Below are 16,719 nucleotides of genomic sequence, written 5' to 3' on the forward strand. Positions count from 1 at the left end.
GATCGTCGCGCAAATTCCCCATTAGGGCAAGGCTGGTGATAGCGAGGAGGCGGGGAGAACGGTGATTTTTCGGCAAAAAAAAGCACCGCGCATTGCGGTGCTACATTAAATCACTATGGACAGACAGGGTAAATGTACAGGAAGTGAAAAGGTAGCCTTGCTACCATGGTCTGCAAACCCAGACCAATTGCAAACACAACAACACAACATCACAACCGTAAGCCAAAAGCTTGTTGGAACACGCATTCCAAAAAAAGCTTTTCGTTCCGGCTCAGGAAGTGCCGCCACTATAGGTATTTGCTGGTAGAACCTCAACGGACAATTTATAATGGCTCAGATAAAAAAAACTAATAGGTTAACTGTTGTTTCCTATTTGTTAAAACTCGTTAACATCTCAGTCAGAATAACCATGTCGAAGCGATTACCACCTCTGAATGCATTACGTGTTTTTGATGCAGCCGCACGTCATCTGAGCTTCACTCGCGCAGCCGATGAGCTTTTTGTGACGCAGGCCGCAGTAAGTCACCAAATCAAGTCACTAGAGGACTTTCTGGGCCTGAAGCTGTTTCGTCGACGCAATCGCTCGCTGCTGTTAACGGAAGAGGGGCAAAGCTATTTTCAGGATATTAAAGAGATTTTTTCGCAGCTCACCGAAGCGACGCGTAAACTGCAGGCGCGCAGCGCGAAAGGAGCGCTAACTGTTAGTTTATTGCCCAGTTTCGCCATTCAGTGGCTGGTGCCGCGACTCTCAAGCTTTAACTCAGCTTATCCGGGGATCGATGTGCGGATCCAGGCGGTGGACCGTCAGGAAGACAAACTGGCCGACGACGTCGACGTGGCGATTTTCTATGGCCGCGGCAACTGGCCGGGGCTGCGTGTTGAAAAACTATACGCCGAATATTTACTGCCGGTTTGTTCGCCGTTGTTGTTAACCGGTGACAAAGCGTTGAAAACGCCTGCCGATCTGGCGCAACATACGCTGTTACATGATGCGTCTCGCCGCGACTGGCAAACTTATACCCGGCAACTGGGTCTAAATCATATCAATGTGCAACAGGGACCGATATTCAGCCACAGCGCGATGGTGCTGCAGGCGGCAATCCATGGACAAGGCGTCGCACTGGCCAATAACGTTATGGCCCAGTCCGAAATTGAAGCAGGCCGTTTGGTCTGCCCGTTTAATGATGTTCTGGTCAGTAAGAACGCGTTTTACCTTGTTTGTCATGACAGTCAGGCTGAACTGGGTAAAATAGCCGCTTTCCGCCAGTGGATTTTAGCGAAGGCGGCGAGCGAACAAGAAAAATTCCGCTTTCGTTACGAACAATAACGGCCTGATGACCAGGCGTTAACTGACTTTGTAGGGTATCAACATGACCAGCCGTTTTATGCTGATTTTTGCCGCCATCAGCGGCTTTATCTTTGTGGCTCTGGGCGCCTTTGGCGCACACGTATTAAGTAAATCGCTGGGTGCGGCCGAAATGGCCTGGATCCACACCGGCCTTGAGTATCAGGCGTTTCATACGCTGGCGATTTTAGGCCTGTCTGTCGCCATGCAGCGGCGGATAAGCATCTGGTTTTACTGGAGCAGCGTGTTTTTGGCGCTGGGAACCGTGTTGTTCAGCGGCAGCTTATATTGCCTGGCGCTGTCGCATTTACGCCTGTGGGCGTTCGTTACCCCGGTTGGCGGCGTCTGCTTCCTTGCCGGTTGGGTATTAATGTTAATTGGTGCAATTCGTCTGAAACGTAAGGGCGTTGTTCATGAATAAGGTTGTCCTCTATTGTCGCCCCGGGTTTGAGAAAGAGTGCGCAGCAGAAATTACCGATAAGGCAGCCCGCCTTGAGGTATTTGGTTTTGCCCGGGTCAAAGACGACTCCGGCTATGTGATTTTTGAGTGCTATCAGCAGGGCGATGGCGAGAAGCTGGTGCGCGATCTACCGTTTAGCTCGCTGATTTTCGCGCGCCAGATGTTCGTCGTTGGCGAACTGCTGCGCGACCTGCCGCCGGAAGACCGCATCACGCCGATCGTCGGCATGCTGCAGGGCGTGGTGGAAAAGGGCGGCGATCTGCGCGTTGAGGTGGCGGATACCAACGAAAGCAAGGAGCTGATGAAGTTCTGCCGCAAGTTCACGGTGCCGCTGCGCGCGGCGCTGCGTGAAGCCGGCGTGCTGACCAACTATGAAACGCCAAAGCGTCCGGTGGTGCACGTGTTCTTTATCGCCCCCGGCTGTTGCTATACCGGCTACTCCTTTAGCAATAACAACTCGCCGTTTTATATGGGGATCCCGCGCCTGAAGTTTCCTTCTGATGCGCCGAGCCGTTCTACGCTGAAGCTGGAAGAGGCGTTTCACGTCTTCATTCCGGCGGATGAGTGGGACGAACGTCTGGCGAATGGCATGTACGCGGTGGATCTCGGCGCCTGTCCGGGCGGCTGGACCTATCAGCTGGTGAAGCGCAATATGTGGGTCTCTTCGGTCGATAACGGCCCGATGGCGCAGAGCCTGATGGATACCGGGCAGGTGACCTGGCTGCGTGAAGATGGCTTCCGCTATCGTCCGAACCGCAACAACATCTCGTGGATGGTGTGCGACATGGTTGAGAAACCGGCGAAGGTGGCGGCGTTAATGGCGCAGTGGCTGGTGAACGGCTGGTGTCGCGAGACCATTTTTAACCTCAAGCTGCCGATGAAAAAGCGCTATGAAGAGGTGTCGCAAAACCTGGCCTATATTCAGGCGCAGCTTGATGAGCACGGTATTAACGCGCAGATTCAGGCCCGTCAGCTGTATCACGACCGTGAAGAAGTGACCGTACACGTGCGTCGCCTGTGGGCGGCGGTCGGCGGCCGCCGCGACGAGCGCTAATTAGCGCTCAGCAGCCCCGGCCACGAATCAGCGCGGCCGGGGATCACGCGGATGGCAAACGCAGCTGTTGCAGGTTGCCATCGAGCTGTAAATCCGTTTGCAGGCGGGCGATTTCCCGGCAGGTAAACGCCATCTCTTTATGCTCTTCAAGTTTCTTACGCCACTTCTCCGGCACATCCGCAAGCCGCGCGTAGATGCCTTCTAAATCCTGATAAGCCGTTAACAGCTGCGCCGCGCTTTTCGGCCCAATTCCGGCAACGCCCGGTACTTTCGAACTGCTAATCCCCGCCAGACCCCAGTAGTCCGGCAGTTGCTCCGGCGTCACGCCGAATTCATTGGCGATAAACGGCGCATCCAGCCAGCGTTTCTGGAAATAGTCGCGGATGCGGATGGTCGGCGACAGCAGCTGACAGTAGCCTTTATCGGTCGAGACAATAGTCGCCTGATGCCCGGCCTGGGCAACTTTAACGGCGAGTGTGGCCGCCAGATCGTCCGCTTCGCTGCCGGCCAGCGCCCAGCAGCGGATACCGCGCTGTTCGAAGGCCGCCCGCAGCGCCGGCATTTCCGCCTCCAGCGTTTCCGGCATCGGCGCGCGCCCGGCTTTATATTCCGGCAGCCGCTGATGGCGCCAGCCGTGGGCGCGGTCTTCATCGTCGAACACCGCCACGGCGTGCGTCGGCTGGCTGTGGACGATAAGCTGTTCCAGGGCGTGCAGGCAGGTATCCGCGCAGGGTGAACCCTGTACCGCATGAATACGGCGGATCAGGTTGAGCGCGTCGACAATTAACAGATGAACAGCCACAAGATACCTCCCTTTGTTCTCAGGCTATAAGGGTAACATCGGTGGCAAGGCGAGGCTATCGGTAGAGCGAAGTTCGGGAAGCAGGCTCGCAGAATGAGCCAGGGCTGGAGGAGAGTTGGCCCGACATGCCGAAGCGTGCCGGGCCAGAGGCGTTAATCGCAGGCGACGATTTTCATCGCCAGGCCGCCGCGAGAGGTTTCGCGGTACTTGGCGTTCATATCTTTGCCCGTTTCATACATCGTCTCGATAACCTTATCGAGGCACACGCGCGGTTCGCTGGTACGGCGCAGGGCCATACGCGCGGCGTTAACCGCTTTGACCGCCGCGATGGCGTTACGCTCAATGCACGGTACCTGCACCTGGCCGGCAACCGGGTCGCAGGTCAGGCCGAGGTTATGTTCCATACCGATTTCCGCGGCGATGCACACCTGGGCCGGGCTAGCGCCCAGCAGCTCCGCCAGACCGGCCGCCGCCATCGAGCAGGCCACGCCGACTTCGCCCTGGCAGCCGACTTCGGCGCCGGAGATAGAGGCGTTCATCTTGTACAGCGAACCAATGGCGCTGGCGACCAGCATATAGCGGGCCAGAGAGTTAGCGTTCACCTTACGGATAAACTTGTCGTAGTAGGCCAGTACCGCCGGAACGATACCGCACGCGCCGTTAGTTGGCGCGGTGACAACGCGGCCACCGGCGGCGTTCTCTTCGTTTACCGCCAGCGCGAACATGTTGATCCAGTCCACGACCGCCATCGGGTCGCTGTTAGTATTGTCCTGGCTCACCAGCATGCGGCGCAGCGCGGCGGCGCGGCGCGGGACGCGCAGTTTGCCCGGGAGCACGCCTTCCGTAGTGATGCCGCGCTCGATACCGGCGCTCATCACTTCCCACACCGCGGCGAAGTGCTGTTCCAGCTCTTCTTTGCTGTGCAGCGCCAGCTCGTTCTGCATCATCAGGCCGGAGAGCGACAGGCCGGTTTCATTGCAGTGTTTCTGCAGGTCGGCGGCGTTTTTGTACGGATAAGGCACGGCAACCGGCGCTTCGGTGGTCAGGCCGAAGTGCTCTTCATCGACGATAAAGCCGCCGCCGATGGAGTAGTAGGTCTGGCTGTAGAGCACCTTGTCGCCGCCCAGCGCGGTAATGCGCATGCCGTTCTCATGCAGAGACAGGTTGTCGGCATGGAAATTCATGCACTGGTCGACAGGGAACGCGACTTCGTGCTGGCCGTTCGCCAGCAGCAGGCGGCCGTGGGTGTTAACGTCCTGAATAAAGCCCGGGATCGCGTCGATGTCGACGGTATCCGGCAGATTGCCGGCCAGTCCCATGATAATGGCGATATCGGTATGGTGGCCTTTACCGGTCAGAGACAGGGAGCCGTAAACGTCGACGACGACTTTGCTGACGTCGGCCAGCAGGCCGCGCGCAATCAGGTCGTCAGTAAATTGTTTGCCCGCTTTCATCGGTCCAACGGTATGGGAGCTGGATGGGCCAATGCCGATTTTGAAAATATCGAATACGCTGATCATGATGTATTCCAGTACTGTCGGAAAGCGCGCCGCCGTTAAGCGGCGCGAGGGGAGGTCTTAAGAGAATTAGCTGAACAGAGAGTAGAAAATCGCGGAGATGGCAATCAGGCCCATAATCACAACGAAGACGTTGCTGATGTGGCCGCTGTATTTGCGCATGGCCGGAACTTTCTGGATAGCGTACATCGGCATCAGGAACAGGATCATCGCGATAATCGGGCCGCCCAGGGTCTCAATCATGCCGAGGATGCTCGGGTTCAGCGTGGCCACAATCCAGGTGGTGACCAGCATAAACAGCGCGGTCAGCTTGTTCAGTTTGTTGATTTCGATGGTTTTGCCTTTGCCGCGCAGAGACTTAATCACCATGCCGTTGAAACCTTCACGAGCGCCCAGATAGTGGCCGAGGAAGGATTTGGTGATAGCGATCATCGCGATGATCGGCGCCATCCAGGCGATAACCGGTGCGTTAAAGTGGTTCGCCAGGTAAGACAGAATCGAGATGTTCTGCTCTTTCGCCGCCGCCAGGTCTGCCGGAGACAGGCTCAGTACGCAGCTGAAGACGAAGAACATAACGGTCAGCACCATCATGATGTGAGCGCGCGCCAGGATGCTGGAGCATTTCTTCTCAGCGCCTTCGCCGTACTCTTCACGCTTCGCGACCGCGAAGGAGGAGATGATCGGCGAGTGGTTAAAGGAGAAGACCATCACCGGGATCGCCAGCCACAGGGTCATCAGCAGACCGTTACCGGTTGTTGTCGCGCTGCTCAGCGACAGGGTTTCCAGCGCCGCGCCGTTCCACTGTGGGATCAGATACAGCGCCAGGATCATCAGCGCGATAACGAACGGGAATACCAGGATGCTCATTGCTTTAACGATCATCTGCTCGCCGAAACGAACGATGGTCATCATGCCGACAATCAGGATCAGGGACAGAATGGCGCGCGGCGGCGGCGTCATGTGCAGCTGGTGCGCCATGAAGCTTTCGACGGTGTTGGTGATAGCCACGCTGTAAACCAGCAGAATCGGATAAATTGCGAAGAAGTAGAGCAGAGTAATCAGCTTACCTGCACCCACGCCAAAGTGTTCTTCAACCACTTCGGTGATGTCTTCACCCGGGTTTTTACCGGAAAGCACGAAGCGGGTCATACCGCGGTGTGCGAAGAAGGTCATCGGGAAGGCCAGAATAGCCATGATAATCAGTGGGATCATACCGCCGACGCCGGCGTTGATTGGCAGGAACAAAACGCCCGCGCCGATCGCCGTGCCGTACAGGCCCAGCATCCACATGGTATCCGTTTTGCGCCATCCGCTGCGGGTTTCACCCGAAACGATAGTGCTGGTTTGTGTGGTTTCCATCTGTATCTCCTGGAGGAATCAACAAAATCTAGTAAATAAAAACGATTAAATAATATGAAATTCGTTGCTTTACGGTTTTTTAGAAATTTTCTCCGTAACAATTGGGCGGCAAGATACATTTATATGGAAAATACATCAGTGATCGGGATCCCAAATGCAATAATCCACTTTAAATCTGAACGTTTTTAGCCCAACAGTCTGTTTATGGTGATCAGCCAGATAAATGTGGCGCGAAGGCTATCATTTGCAGCACATGAGATAAAAGCTCTGTTACCAAATAACGAGGTTTTTGCTGCAAAAAAGTGATGTAAACGACGTTTTTTCGCCATAATGTTATTTTTATGGTGAATTTTATTGCTCTTTTTGGAAACGCAAACGATTGGCTATGTGGAAACTCTACGAATCATTAATTAGAAAAATTAATTAACTGGAAATTGCGGGCGGGAGTACCCGGGCAGGGTATCGACCGCCGCCCGGGAGAGGTATCACGTTATCAGGAGCAGATTTCGTAGCACGGAATGTAGGCGCTGCCGCCCGGAAGCTTCATGCGGTGCTGGGCAACGAAGCCCTGCAGCAGATCGTCCATGCGGCGCATCATTTCTGGATCGCCATGCAGCTTGTAAGGGCCATATTTCTCGATGGCCTGAATACCGACTTCTTTCACGTTGCCGGCGACAATCCCGGAGAAGGCGCGACGCAGGTCGGCGGCCAGCACTTCCACCGGTTGGTCCGGATAAAGTTTGAGATTAGCCATATTGTCGTGCGTTGGCTCAAACGGCATCTGCAGGTCCGGCGAAATACGAATCGACCAGTTGAAGCTATAGGCGTCATCGGTTTCGCGGCGGCTCTCTTTGACCAATGGCATCGCTTTTTTCATCTGGCGCGCCACTTCCGCGGCATCGTCGATAATAATGCGGTAGTGGCGGCGAGCCGATTCGCCGAGGGTATGAATGATGAACTCGTCCAGCACGCGGAAGTAGTCGGCGCTCTCTTTCGGCCCGGTGAGGATAAGCGGCAGCACCTGTGATTTGTTATCCGGATGCATCAGGATGCCCAGCAGATAAAGCAGCTCTTCCGCAGTACCCACGCCGCCCGGGAAGATGATAATACCGTGGGCGATGCGTACGAACGCTTCGAGACGCTTTTCGATATCCGGCATGATGATCAGTTCGTTGACCAGCGGGTTTGGCGGCTCAGCGGCGATAATGGAAGGTTCGGTCATGCCGATAAAGCGGCTGTCTTTATAGCGCTGCTGGGCGTGGCCGACGGCGGCGCCTTTCATTGGCGCTTCCATGGCGCCTGGCCCGCAGCCGGTGCAGATGTTCAGTTCGCGCAGGCCAAGCTGGGTACCGACGCGGCGCGCGTACAGGTACTCATTTTCATTAATAGAGTGGCCGCCCCAGCAGACAATCATATTCGGCGCTTCGCCGACGTGCAGCGCGCGGGCGTTGCGCAGAATAGAGAACACCAGGTTGGTGATGTGAATTGAGCTTTCGAGATCGAGGTTCGGGAAGCGGACGGTGTTGTGGATCTGCCCGTAGACGAACAGGATATCGCGCAGCACGGCAAACAGGTTGGCCTGCAGGGAACGGATAATACGGCCATCGACGAAAGCGTCTTCCGGCGGGTTGATCAGTTCCAGCTTCACGCCGCGTTCGCGGCGCAGCACGTTAATATCGAAGTTTTCAAAACGAGACAGTAGCTCCTTGCTGTTATCGGTCAGGCTCCCCGAGTTGAGCACAGCAAGCGAGCAGTTGCGAAAGAGTTGATACAGGTCACTACTGGCGGTGCGTTTAAGCATATCCACTTCCAGCTGTGACAGCATATCCATTGAACCAAGCGGGCTAACGTGTGTAATCAAGTGAACTCCTTACAGGACGATTATCGTCTTCCTGTGATTACAATAGCCCTGGCCGTAGTCTTTCCACAACCTTGCGTACGCGTTAACGCACGCAAAGTGTGAAAAATTTCGCTTATTGCCGCGCCAGACGGCCGGTTGCCGGCACGAATTCACCGTTGCTGCGCCACGGATTGATATCCAGGCCGCCGCGGCGGGTGTAGCGAGCGTACACGGAAAGCGATTCCGGGCGGCAGAAACGCAGCACATCATTAAAGATGCGTTCGACGCACTGTTCGTGGAATTCATTGTGGTGGCGGAACGACACCAGATAGCGCAGCAGTTTTTCGCGATCGATTTTCGGCCCGCGATACTGAATCTGTACCGAGCCCCAGTCCGGCTGGTGGGTGATCAGACAATTCGATTTCAGCAGATGGCTGACCAGCGTCTCTTCGACGACTTTGCCGCTGGCAGCATCCTGCAGGTAGTCGGCGCTGAACTGATAGTTATCAATCTCGATATCCTGATCGTCGATGCAGGCGCCATGCAGATGGGCGACCGGTTGCCCTTCCAGCTCATCGAGTCGGTACAGCGAAACCTTGACCTCGCCCTGGGCGCAGGCGCTGAGATCGCGGGTCAACGTCGCCTGGACTTCCTCCCAGTCGGCGAAGCGGGTCTGGTTGAAGCTGTTCAGGTACAGTTTGAAGCTTTTCGATTCCACCAGATTGACGGTGGTATCGCTCAGCTCCACGTAGCCGACGGCGACCTGCGGCAGGCCTTTGGCGTTCAGCCACGACAGCTCGTACAGCGTCCAGATATCGGCGCCGTGGAACGGTAGATTATCAGCGTGCAGGCCGAGCGGGTCGCGGTTCAGGCTGCGCGGCACGCCCTGCAGCAACGAAGCGTCATAGGTATCGCGGTAATCCGTTGATTTACCGAGCGTCAGGCCGGCCAGCGCCTGATGATTATCGTAAGAAGACATGTTTCACCATAGTAAAGCGGGTACACTATATGCCAAGTGTATCCTGTCTAACGTGAAGAGAGAAACCGGTGGATCATCAGACCATAGAAGCGCTGCAATCATTTACCCAACGTTACTGCGATGCCTGGCAGCAGCGTTATGCCAGCCTGCCGCGCAGCGAAGACCTTTATGGCATCCCATCTCCCTGTATTAGCGCCAGTGAAGACGATGCCGTTTTCTGGCAGCCGCAGCCGTTTACGTTAGAACACCATCTCGATGGAGTTGAACGAGCGCTGGAGATTGTGGTACAACAGCCAATTCATAGTTATTATACCACTCAGTTCGCTGGCGATATGCACGCCCGCTTCGCGGCACAGAACCTTACTTTGCTGCAGGCCTGGAGCCCGGATGATTTCCAGCGAGTGCAGGAAAACCTTATTGGTCACCTGGTGGTGCAAAAACGCCTCAAGCTATCGCCGACGCTGTTTATCGCCACGCTGGATAGCGAACTGGAGGTTATTTCGGTCTGCAACCTGAGCGGCGAAGTCATTAAAGAGACGCTCGGAACCCGAAAAAGAGAGACCCTTTCTCACTCGCTTGCGAGTTTCCTGAATCAGCTTGAGCCCCTTCTGTAATCCATTTACCCTGGTGGTTTGTGAGAGATCTCTTACAAGACCTGTAAGAGATCGTCATCATTTTCAGCAATTTTTTACGTAGTGATTACATCTAACTTATTGTTATAAAATGATTTGGTAATTATGTGGTCTTTTAGTTTGGCCACTAATCTTAAGAGATTGTCGTAGTAAGTCTTGTAAGAAGAGGCGGAATCAGTGATCCTATGTACGTCGACAGGAAGTCGCAAATGAAGAGAACATCAGGATGATGGCTCTTCTACAGGACCCGCCAGGATGGCGTTGCAAGGACAGGCTTCAGGATGAGGCAAGGATAACGCAGGAACGCGTAAAGGACACCTCCAGGATGGAGAACGAGAGCCGCTCAGGATGAACGGTGGATCAGGAAGATCTGGACACACTTAGGGATAAGTTATTTCACATCGGGGTGGTGTGAAAGCAGGATGCGCTAGTTTATGGATGAACTTGGTCAGGAGACCTCAGGAAAAGTTTTCAAGGACGAGCAGGGAGCACCAATGTAGCTGGAATGCTGCAAAACGAACCGGGAGCACTGTTTATACAGTGCTCCCTTTTTTTATTTCTCTCGCGGATTTGCTATCCTGCGCCCGGTTTACAATTCATCGAGGTTTCCCCATGACCCTTCACGCTAGCGTGCGCGATCGCCTGCACGCCATTGAAGCGCTGCTGCGCGAAACAAACCACTGGCAGGAACAGGCGCCGGATAGCAGCGCTTTCGCCAGCGAGCAGCCGTTTTGCCTGGACACGCTCGAGCCGCTGGAATGGCTACAGTGGGTGCTTATCCCGCGTATGCATCAACTGATTGCCAGCGGTATGCCGCTGCCGCAGAACTTTGCCGTCGCGCCCTACTACGAGATGGCGCTGGATAAAGCTCATCCGGCGCGCGAAGCTATCGTGGCTGAACTACTGCTGCTGGATGCATTATTCGCGGACGAAAACGCCTGATGCTGGAGATTATTTATCAGGACCAGTGGCTGGTGGCGGTGAATAAGCCTTCCGGCTGGCTGGTGCACCGCAGCTGGCTGGATCGCGATGAGAAAGTGGTGGTGATGCAGACCGTGCGCGATCAAATCGGCCAGCACGTCTTCACCGCTCATCGTCTGGACCGGCCGACTTCCGGCGTGCTGCTGATGGGATTATCGAGCGAGGCGGGCAGGCTGCTGGCGCAGCAGTTTGAACAACACCAGATGCAAAAACGCTATCACGCCATCGTTCGCGGCTGGTTGACTGAAGAGGCGGTACTGGATTATCCGCTTGTAGAAGAGCTGGACAAAATCGCCGATAAATTCGCTCGTGAAGATAAAGGCCCGCAGCCGGCGGTGACCCACTATCGCGGGCTGGCGACGGTAGAAATGCCGGTCGCCACCGGCCGTTACCCGACCACCCGCTACGGGCTGGTGGAGCTGGAGCCGAAAACCGGGCGTAAGCATCAGCTGCGTCGCCATTTGGCCCATCTGCGCCATCCGATCCTCGGCGACAGCAAACATGGCGATCTACGGCAAAACCGCAGCGCCGCTGAACATTTCGGCTGTAATCGCCTGATGCTGCATGCCAGTCAGCTGTCATTAACGCATCCGTTTACCGGCGAGCCGCTGACGATTCGCGCGGGTCTGGATGATGTCTGGATGCGCGCGCTGTCGCAGTTTGGCTGGCGCGGGCTTCTCCCGTTAAATGAAAGGGTTGAGTTTGCCGACGACAGCGGTCAGGATGAGAGTATCGCGGATAATCCAGGGAGATAATCACTATGGCAGAAGTCGGAATTTTTGTCGGCACGATGTATGGAAACTCGCTGTTGGTCGCCGAGGAGGCGGAAGCCATTCTGAGCGGGCTGGGGCATAAAGCGACGGTATTTGAGGACCCGGAAGTGAAAGACTGGGAATCCTATACCGGCAAATACGTGCTGGTCGTGACCTCGACCACCGGGCAGGGCGATCTGCCGGACAGCATCGTTCCGCTGTATGAAGGCATTAAAGATATGTATCAGCCGCATCTGCGCTACGGCATTATCGCGCTTGGCGATAGCACCTACGCTAACTTCTGCGGCGGCGGTAAAACCTTTGATGCGCTGCTGCAGGAGCAGGGCGCGCGTCGAATTGGCGAGATGCTCACCATCGACGCCAGCGAAGACCCGGAACCAGAAAGCGTTTCCAACTCTTGGGTAGAAGCGTGGGCTAAACTGCTCGAGTAATCATGTTAAGTACGCCCTCTCCCTACGTAGAGGGCGCGCTTAAGCCGCCAGTGGCCGGATAAACGGTCAGGGTTATCTTAACGTTCTCCATCGCGCCCGGCTTCGGGCATCTGCCTGATAACCACTTCATCGTTATGGCTTTTTTCTTTGCGTTTCCCCGGCGTCAAGAGAGCCGATTCACACTCTGAAGGTAATGTCGTTCATCGACCCATCAGCGGGCGACGGTTTTCCATTTCCGTGAACTACTCCCCACAACCTTAGGCATACGCCACAAACTAACGCAGTATCACCCGCTAAAGCTGTGTATATGCACGGTGAGCCCGCCGACGCCTCTTTTTATACTTTTCCTGCCAGTGACAAAAGCAGTACGCCAGATATAACGAAAAAAACACTAACACGTCATTCTGATTACCCTACAGGTTGTGCTGTTCAGAATGAACGTAGCTAAACGCTATGATTCAGGAGTACAACAATGAGTTCATTAAGTCAGGCTGCGAGCGCCGCTGAAAAGCGCACCAATGCTCGCTATTGGATAGTGGTGATGCTGTTTATCGTCACATCCTTTAACTATGGCGACCGCGCGACGTTGTCGATTGCCGGTTCTGAAATGGCCAGGGATATCGGCCTCGATCCTGTTGGCATGGGTTATGTTTTCTCCGCGTTTTCATGGGCCTATGTGATCGGACAGATCCCAGGCGGCTGGCTGCTTGACCGCTTTGGTTCTAAACGCGTCTATTTCTGGTCCATCTTTATCTGGTCCGTATTTACCCTGCTGCAGGGCTTCGTCGATATCTTTAGCGGTTTTGGCATTATCATCGCGCTGTTTACCCTGCGCTTCCTCGTCGGCCTTGCCGAATCGCCCTCGTTCCCTGGCAATAGCCGAATTGTGGCCGCCTGGTTCCCGGCGCAGGAGAGAGGGACGGCGGTATCGATTTTTAACTCCGCGCAGTATTTTGCCACCGTTATTTTCGCGCCGATTATGGGTTGGTTGACCCATGAAGTGGGTTGGTCGCACGTCTTCTTCTTTATGGGCGGATTGGGTATTGTCATTAGCTTCGTGTGGCTGAAAGTGATCCACGATCCCAATAACCACCCAGGCGTTAACCAGAAAGAGCTGGACTACATCGCCGAAGGCGGCGCGTTGATCAATATGGATCAAAAGAGCAGTGCGCAGAAGGTGCCCTTTAACGTCAAAATGGGCCAAATCAAGCAACTGATCGGCTCGCGAATGATGGTCGGGATCTATATCGGCCAGTACTGCATCAACGCGTTAACCTACTTCTTTATCACCTGGTTCCCGGTTTATCTGGTGCAGGCGCGCGGCATGTCGATCCTCAAAGCGGGCTTTGTCGCCTCAATCCCGGCGGTGTGCGGCTTTGTCGGCGGCGTGTTGGGCGGGATTATTTCCGACTGGTTGATGCGCCGTACCGGCTCGCTGAATATCGCGCGTAAAACGCCGATCGTACTGGGTATGCTGTTGTCCATGACCATGCTGATGTGTAACTACGTCAACGTGGAATGGATGATCATCGGCTTTATGGCGATGGCCTTCTTCGGTAAAGGCATTGGCGCGCTGGGTTGGGCGGTAATGGCGGACACCGCGCCGAAAGAGATTAGCGGCCTCTCAGGCGGTCTGTTCAACATGTTCGGCAATATTTCCGGCATCGTCACCCCTATCGCTATCGGCTATATCGTCGGCACCACCGGCTCTTTCAACGGCGCGCTGATTTACGTCGGTATCCACGCTCTGGTGGCGGTACTCAGCTACCTGGTGCTGGTTGGCGATATCAAACGTATCGAACTTAAACCGGTTGCGGGGCGTTAATCATGAATACCCAATCCAGCCCAATCGTTACCGAAATGAAGGTGATTCCTGTCGCCGGGCACGACAGCATGCTGATGAACATCGGCGGCGCGCATAACGCCTGGTTTACCCGCAACATAGTGGTGTTAACCGATAACGCCGGGCATACCGGCGTCGGCGAAGCGCCCGGCGGCGAAGTCATCTACCAGACGTTGGTCGATGCCATTCCCCAGGTGGTTGGACAGGAGGTCGCTCGCCTCAACCGCGTCGTACAGCAGGTACATAAAGGCAATCAGGCGGCGGATTTCGACACCTTCGGCAAAGGGGCATGGACCTTCGAATTGAAAGTCAATGCGGTGGCGGCGCTGGAAGCCGCGCTGCTCGACCTGCTTGGCAAGGTGTTGAATGTCCCGGTCTGCGAACTATTGGGGCCGGGCAAACAGCGTGATGCGGTGACCGTGCTGGGCTACCTGTTCTATATCGGTGACCGCGAAAAAACCGATCTGGGCTATCTTGCGCGGACGCCGGGCGACCACGAATGGTACCGTCTTCGTCACCAGCAGGCGCTGAATAGCGACGCGGTGGTGCGACTGGCGGAGGCGGCGCAGGATCGCTACGGTTTTAAAGACTTTAAGCTAAAAGGCGGCGTGTTACCTGGCGAGCAGGAGATTGATACCGCCCGCGCGCTGAAAAAACGCTTCCCTGACGCCCGCATTACCGTCGATCCGAACGGCGCCTGGCTGCTGGATGAAGCGATTACGCTGTGTAAAGGTCTGCAGGATGTCCTGACCTATGCCGAAGATCCGTGCGGAGCGGAACAGGGCTTTTCCGGACGGGAAGTGATGGCCGAATTCCGTCGCGCCACCGGGCTGCCGGTGGCGACCAACATGATAGCCACCAACTGGCGCGAGATGGGGCATGCGGTCATGCTCAACGCCGTCGATATTCCGCTGGCGGACCCGCACTTCTGGACGCTCTCGGGCGCGGTGCGGGTGGCGCAGCTGTGCGATGACTGGGGGCTGACCTGGGGCTGTCATTCGAACAACCACTTTGATATCTCGCTGGCGATGTTTACCCACGTCGGCGCCGCGGCGCCGGGCAATCCGACCGCTATCGATACCCATTGGATTTGGCAGGAGGGCGATTCGCGTCTGACGCAAAATCCGCTGCAGATTATCAACGGCAAAATCGCCGTGCCAGACGCGCCGGGACTCGGCGTGGAGCTGGACTGGGAACAGGTGCATAAAGCTCATGAGGCCTATAAGGCGCTGCCAGGCGGCGCGCGTAACGATGCAGGCCCGATGCAGTACCTGATTCCCGGTTGGACATTCGACCGTAAACGCCCCGTTTTCGGCCGTCATTAATTAAAAAGGATTACGCTATGACTACATCATCTTCAACGCCAATTGTGACTGCCATGCAGGTAATCCCGGTTGCCGGGCATGACAGCATGCTGATGAACCTCAGCGGCGCGCACGCGCCGTACTTCACCCGTAATATCGTTATCATCAAAGATAACTCCGGGCATACCGGCGTTGGCGAAATCCCCGGCGGCGAAAAGATCCGCCAGACCCTGGAAGATGCCGCGCCGCTGGTGGTAGGTAAGACGCTGGGCGAGTACAAAAATGTGCTGAACGCCGTGCGTAACCAGTTTGCCGACCGTGATGCCGGCGGCCGCGGCCTGCAAACTTTCGATCTGCGCACCACCATTCACGTGGTGACCGGGATTGAAGCGGCGCTGCTGGATCTGCTGGGCCAGCATCTGGGCGTGAACGTTGCTTCTCTGCTTGGCGACGGCCAGCAGCGGAGCGAAGTCGAAATGCTGGGCTACCTGTTCTTTGTCGGTAACCGCCACGCGACACCGCTGGATTATCAAAGCCAGCCGGATGAACAGTGCGACTGGTACCGTATTCGTCATGAAGAGGCGATGACGCCGGAGGCGGTGGTTCGTCTGGCGGAAGCCGCTTACGAAAAATATGGCTTCAATGATTTTAAACTGAAGGGCGGGGTGTTGGCCGGTTTTGAAGAAGCCGAAGCGATTAGCGCGCTGGCGAAGCGTTTCCCTGATGCGCGCGTGACCCTCGACCCGAACGGCGCCTGGTTGCTTGATGAAGCCATCCAGATAGGTAAACAGCTGAAAGGCGTGCTGGCCTATGCGGAAGATCCTTGCGGCGCTGAACAAGGCTTCTCCGGCCGCGAAGTGATGGCCGAATTCCGTCGGGCGACCGGGCTGCCGACCGCGACCAACATGATCGCCACCGACTGGCGGCAGATGGGCCATACGCTGTCGTTACAATCGGTGGATATTCCGCTGGCGGATCCGCACTTCTGGACCATGCAGGGCTCGGTGCGCGTGGCGCAAATGTGTCATGAATTTGGCCTGACCTGGGGTTCGCACTCCAATAACCACTTTGACGTGTCGTTGGCGATGTTTACCCATGTGGCTGCGGCGGCGCCGGGTAAAATTACCGCTATCGATACCCACTGGATCTGGCAGGAGGGCAACCAGCGTCTGACCAAACAACCGTTTGAAATCAAAGGCGGTATGGTGCAAGTGCCGACGGCGCCAGGTTTGGGGGTTGAGCTGGATATGGACCGCGTGATGCAGGCTAATGAGCTATATAAGAAACATGGCCTGGGCGCTCGTGATGACGCCATGGCGATGCAATATTTAATCCCGAACTGGACCTTTGATAACAAACGTCCTTGCATGGTTCGCTAAGATAACGCCGACCCTGTTGG

General features: G+C 55.8%; 15 protein-coding genes. 10 read left to right on the top strand and 5 right to left on the bottom strand.

Annotation, left to right across the window (positions count from 1 at the left end):
* The first annotated feature begins 409 nt into the window (after positions 1-409).
* Genes gcvA through rlmM form a run of 3 tightly spaced genes read left to right on the top strand, consistent with a single transcriptional unit; the run spans position 410 to position 2,859 of the window.
* Positions 410-1,327, top strand: a complete 918-nt coding sequence (gene gcvA / locus PGR10_RS12565) for a glycine cleavage system transcriptional regulator GcvA (RefSeq protein WP_015369945.1) — start codon at positions 410-412, stop codon at positions 1,325-1,327.
* 43 nt (positions 1,328-1,370) lie between these two features.
* Positions 1,371-1,766 (top strand): DUF423 domain-containing protein, encoded by a 396-nt coding sequence (locus PGR10_RS12570; RefSeq protein ID WP_015369946.1) that lies wholly within the window; start codon positions 1,371-1,373, stop codon positions 1,764-1,766.
* Complete coding sequence (rlmM, locus tag PGR10_RS12575) at positions 1,759-2,859, top strand: 23S rRNA (cytidine(2498)-2'-O)-methyltransferase RlmM (RefSeq protein ID WP_015369947.1); 1,101 nt, start codon at positions 1,759-1,761, stop codon at positions 2,857-2,859. Before PGR10_RS12570 ends, rlmM begins: the two co-directional genes overlap by 8 nt.
* A 43-nt stretch (positions 2,860-2,902) precedes the next feature.
* Here the strand turns inward: rlmM and xni are convergent, their stop codons facing one another.
* From xni to queF, 5 genes are all read right to left on the bottom strand, one after another.
* Positions 2,903-3,661, bottom strand: coding sequence for a flap endonuclease Xni (gene xni, locus PGR10_RS12580; protein WP_430923563.1), 759 nt, complete (start codon positions 3,659-3,661; stop codon positions 2,903-2,905).
* A gap of 152 nt (positions 3,662-3,813) precedes the next feature.
* Positions 3,814-5,181, bottom strand: coding sequence for an L-serine ammonia-lyase (locus PGR10_RS12585; RefSeq protein ID WP_213793485.1), 1,368 nt, complete (start codon positions 5,179-5,181; stop codon positions 3,814-3,816).
* Positions 5,182-5,247: 66 nt separating this feature from the next.
* A complete protein-coding gene (locus PGR10_RS12590) occupies positions 5,248-6,537 on the bottom strand; it encodes an HAAAP family serine/threonine permease (protein ID WP_087858603.1) in 1,290 nt (429 codons plus the stop codon).
* 493 nt (positions 6,538-7,030) lie between these two features.
* Positions 7,031-8,398: a nucleotide 5'-monophosphate nucleosidase PpnN gene (gene ppnN / locus PGR10_RS12595; RefSeq protein WP_430923564.1), complete on the bottom strand. Its 1,368-nt coding sequence runs from the start codon at positions 8,396-8,398 to the stop codon at positions 7,031-7,033.
* 112 nt (positions 8,399-8,510) lie between these two features.
* On the bottom strand, positions 8,511-9,356 hold the full coding sequence (queF, locus tag PGR10_RS12600) for an NADPH-dependent 7-cyano-7-deazaguanine reductase QueF (protein WP_087858602.1): 846 nt from the start codon (positions 9,354-9,356) through the stop codon (positions 8,511-8,513).
* A 68-nt stretch (positions 9,357-9,424) separates the two neighbouring features.
* On the opposite strand from queF, the gene syd reads away from it, so the two are divergent.
* From syd to gudD, 7 genes are all read left to right on the top strand, one after another.
* The gene (gene syd / locus PGR10_RS12605) at positions 9,425-9,970 is read left to right on the top strand and encodes a SecY-interacting protein (RefSeq protein ID WP_032712431.1); all 546 of its coding nucleotides are present in this window, start codon (positions 9,425-9,427) and stop codon (positions 9,968-9,970) included.
* Positions 9,971-10,600: 630 nt separating this feature from the next.
* Positions 10,601-10,930 carry a YqcC family protein gene (locus PGR10_RS12610; RefSeq protein ID WP_113372950.1) on the top strand — a complete coding sequence of 110 codons (330 nt, stop codon included), beginning with the start codon at positions 10,601-10,603 and terminating at the stop codon, positions 10,928-10,930.
* Positions 10,930-11,724: a tRNA pseudouridine(65) synthase TruC gene (truC, locus tag PGR10_RS12615; protein WP_015703313.1), complete on the top strand. Its 795-nt coding sequence runs from the start codon at positions 10,930-10,932 to the stop codon at positions 11,722-11,724. Before PGR10_RS12610 ends, truC begins: the two co-directional genes overlap by 1 nt.
* Before the next feature lie 5 nt (positions 11,725-11,729).
* A complete protein-coding gene (locus PGR10_RS12620) occupies positions 11,730-12,173 on the top strand; it encodes a flavodoxin (RefSeq protein WP_430923565.1) in 444 nt (147 codons plus the stop codon).
* A gap of 472 nt (positions 12,174-12,645) precedes the next feature.
* Entirely contained in the window at positions 12,646-13,998 is a 1,353-nt protein-coding gene (locus tag PGR10_RS12625; protein WP_087858600.1) for an MFS transporter, read from the top strand.
* 2 nt (positions 13,999-14,000) lie between these two features.
* Positions 14,001-15,341, top strand: coding sequence for an enolase C-terminal domain-like protein (locus PGR10_RS12630; protein ID WP_087858599.1), 1,341 nt, complete (start codon positions 14,001-14,003; stop codon positions 15,339-15,341).
* Positions 15,342-15,358: 17 nt separating this feature from the next.
* On the top strand, positions 15,359-16,699 hold the full coding sequence (gudD, locus tag PGR10_RS12635) for a glucarate dehydratase (RefSeq protein WP_087858598.1): 1,341 nt from the start codon (positions 15,359-15,361) through the stop codon (positions 16,697-16,699).
* Positions 16,700-16,719: the final 20 nt, after the last annotated feature.

It is taken from the genome of Klebsiella sp. 141198, assembly GCF_050600785.1.
Classification (GTDB): Bacteria; Pseudomonadota; Gammaproteobacteria; order Enterobacterales; family Enterobacteriaceae; genus Klebsiella; species Klebsiella aerogenes.

Coding starts and splice junctions, on each gene's coding strand:
- PGR10_RS12585 (WP_213793485.1), bottom strand. CDS start 5,181: ATGATCAGCGTATTCGATATTTTCAAAATCGGCATTGGCCCATCCAGC.
- PGR10_RS12570 (WP_015369946.1), top strand. CDS start 1,371: ATGACCAGCCGTTTTATGCTGATTTTTGCCGCCATCAGCGGCTTTATC.
- gudD (WP_087858598.1), top strand. CDS start 15,359: ATGACTACATCATCTTCAACGCCAATTGTGACTGCCATGCAGGTAATC.
- PGR10_RS12610 (WP_113372950.1), top strand. CDS start 10,601: ATGACCCTTCACGCTAGCGTGCGCGATCGCCTGCACGCCATTGAAGCG.
- gcvA (WP_015369945.1), top strand. CDS start 410: ATGTCGAAGCGATTACCACCTCTGAATGCATTACGTGTTTTTGATGCA.
- PGR10_RS12625 (WP_087858600.1), top strand. CDS start 12,646: ATGAGTTCATTAAGTCAGGCTGCGAGCGCCGCTGAAAAGCGCACCAAT.
- truC (WP_015703313.1), top strand. CDS start 10,930: ATGCTGGAGATTATTTATCAGGACCAGTGGCTGGTGGCGGTGAATAAG.
- PGR10_RS12590 (WP_087858603.1), bottom strand. CDS start 6,537: ATGGAAACCACACAAACCAGCACTATCGTTTCGGGTGAAACCCGCAGC.
- rlmM (WP_015369947.1), top strand. CDS start 1,759: ATGAATAAGGTTGTCCTCTATTGTCGCCCCGGGTTTGAGAAAGAGTGC.
- PGR10_RS12630 (WP_087858599.1), top strand. CDS start 14,001: ATGAATACCCAATCCAGCCCAATCGTTACCGAAATGAAGGTGATTCCT.
- queF (WP_087858602.1), bottom strand. CDS start 9,356: ATGTCTTCTTACGATAATCATCAGGCGCTGGCCGGCCTGACGCTCGGT.
- PGR10_RS12620 (WP_430923565.1), top strand. CDS start 11,730: ATGGCAGAAGTCGGAATTTTTGTCGGCACGATGTATGGAAACTCGCTG.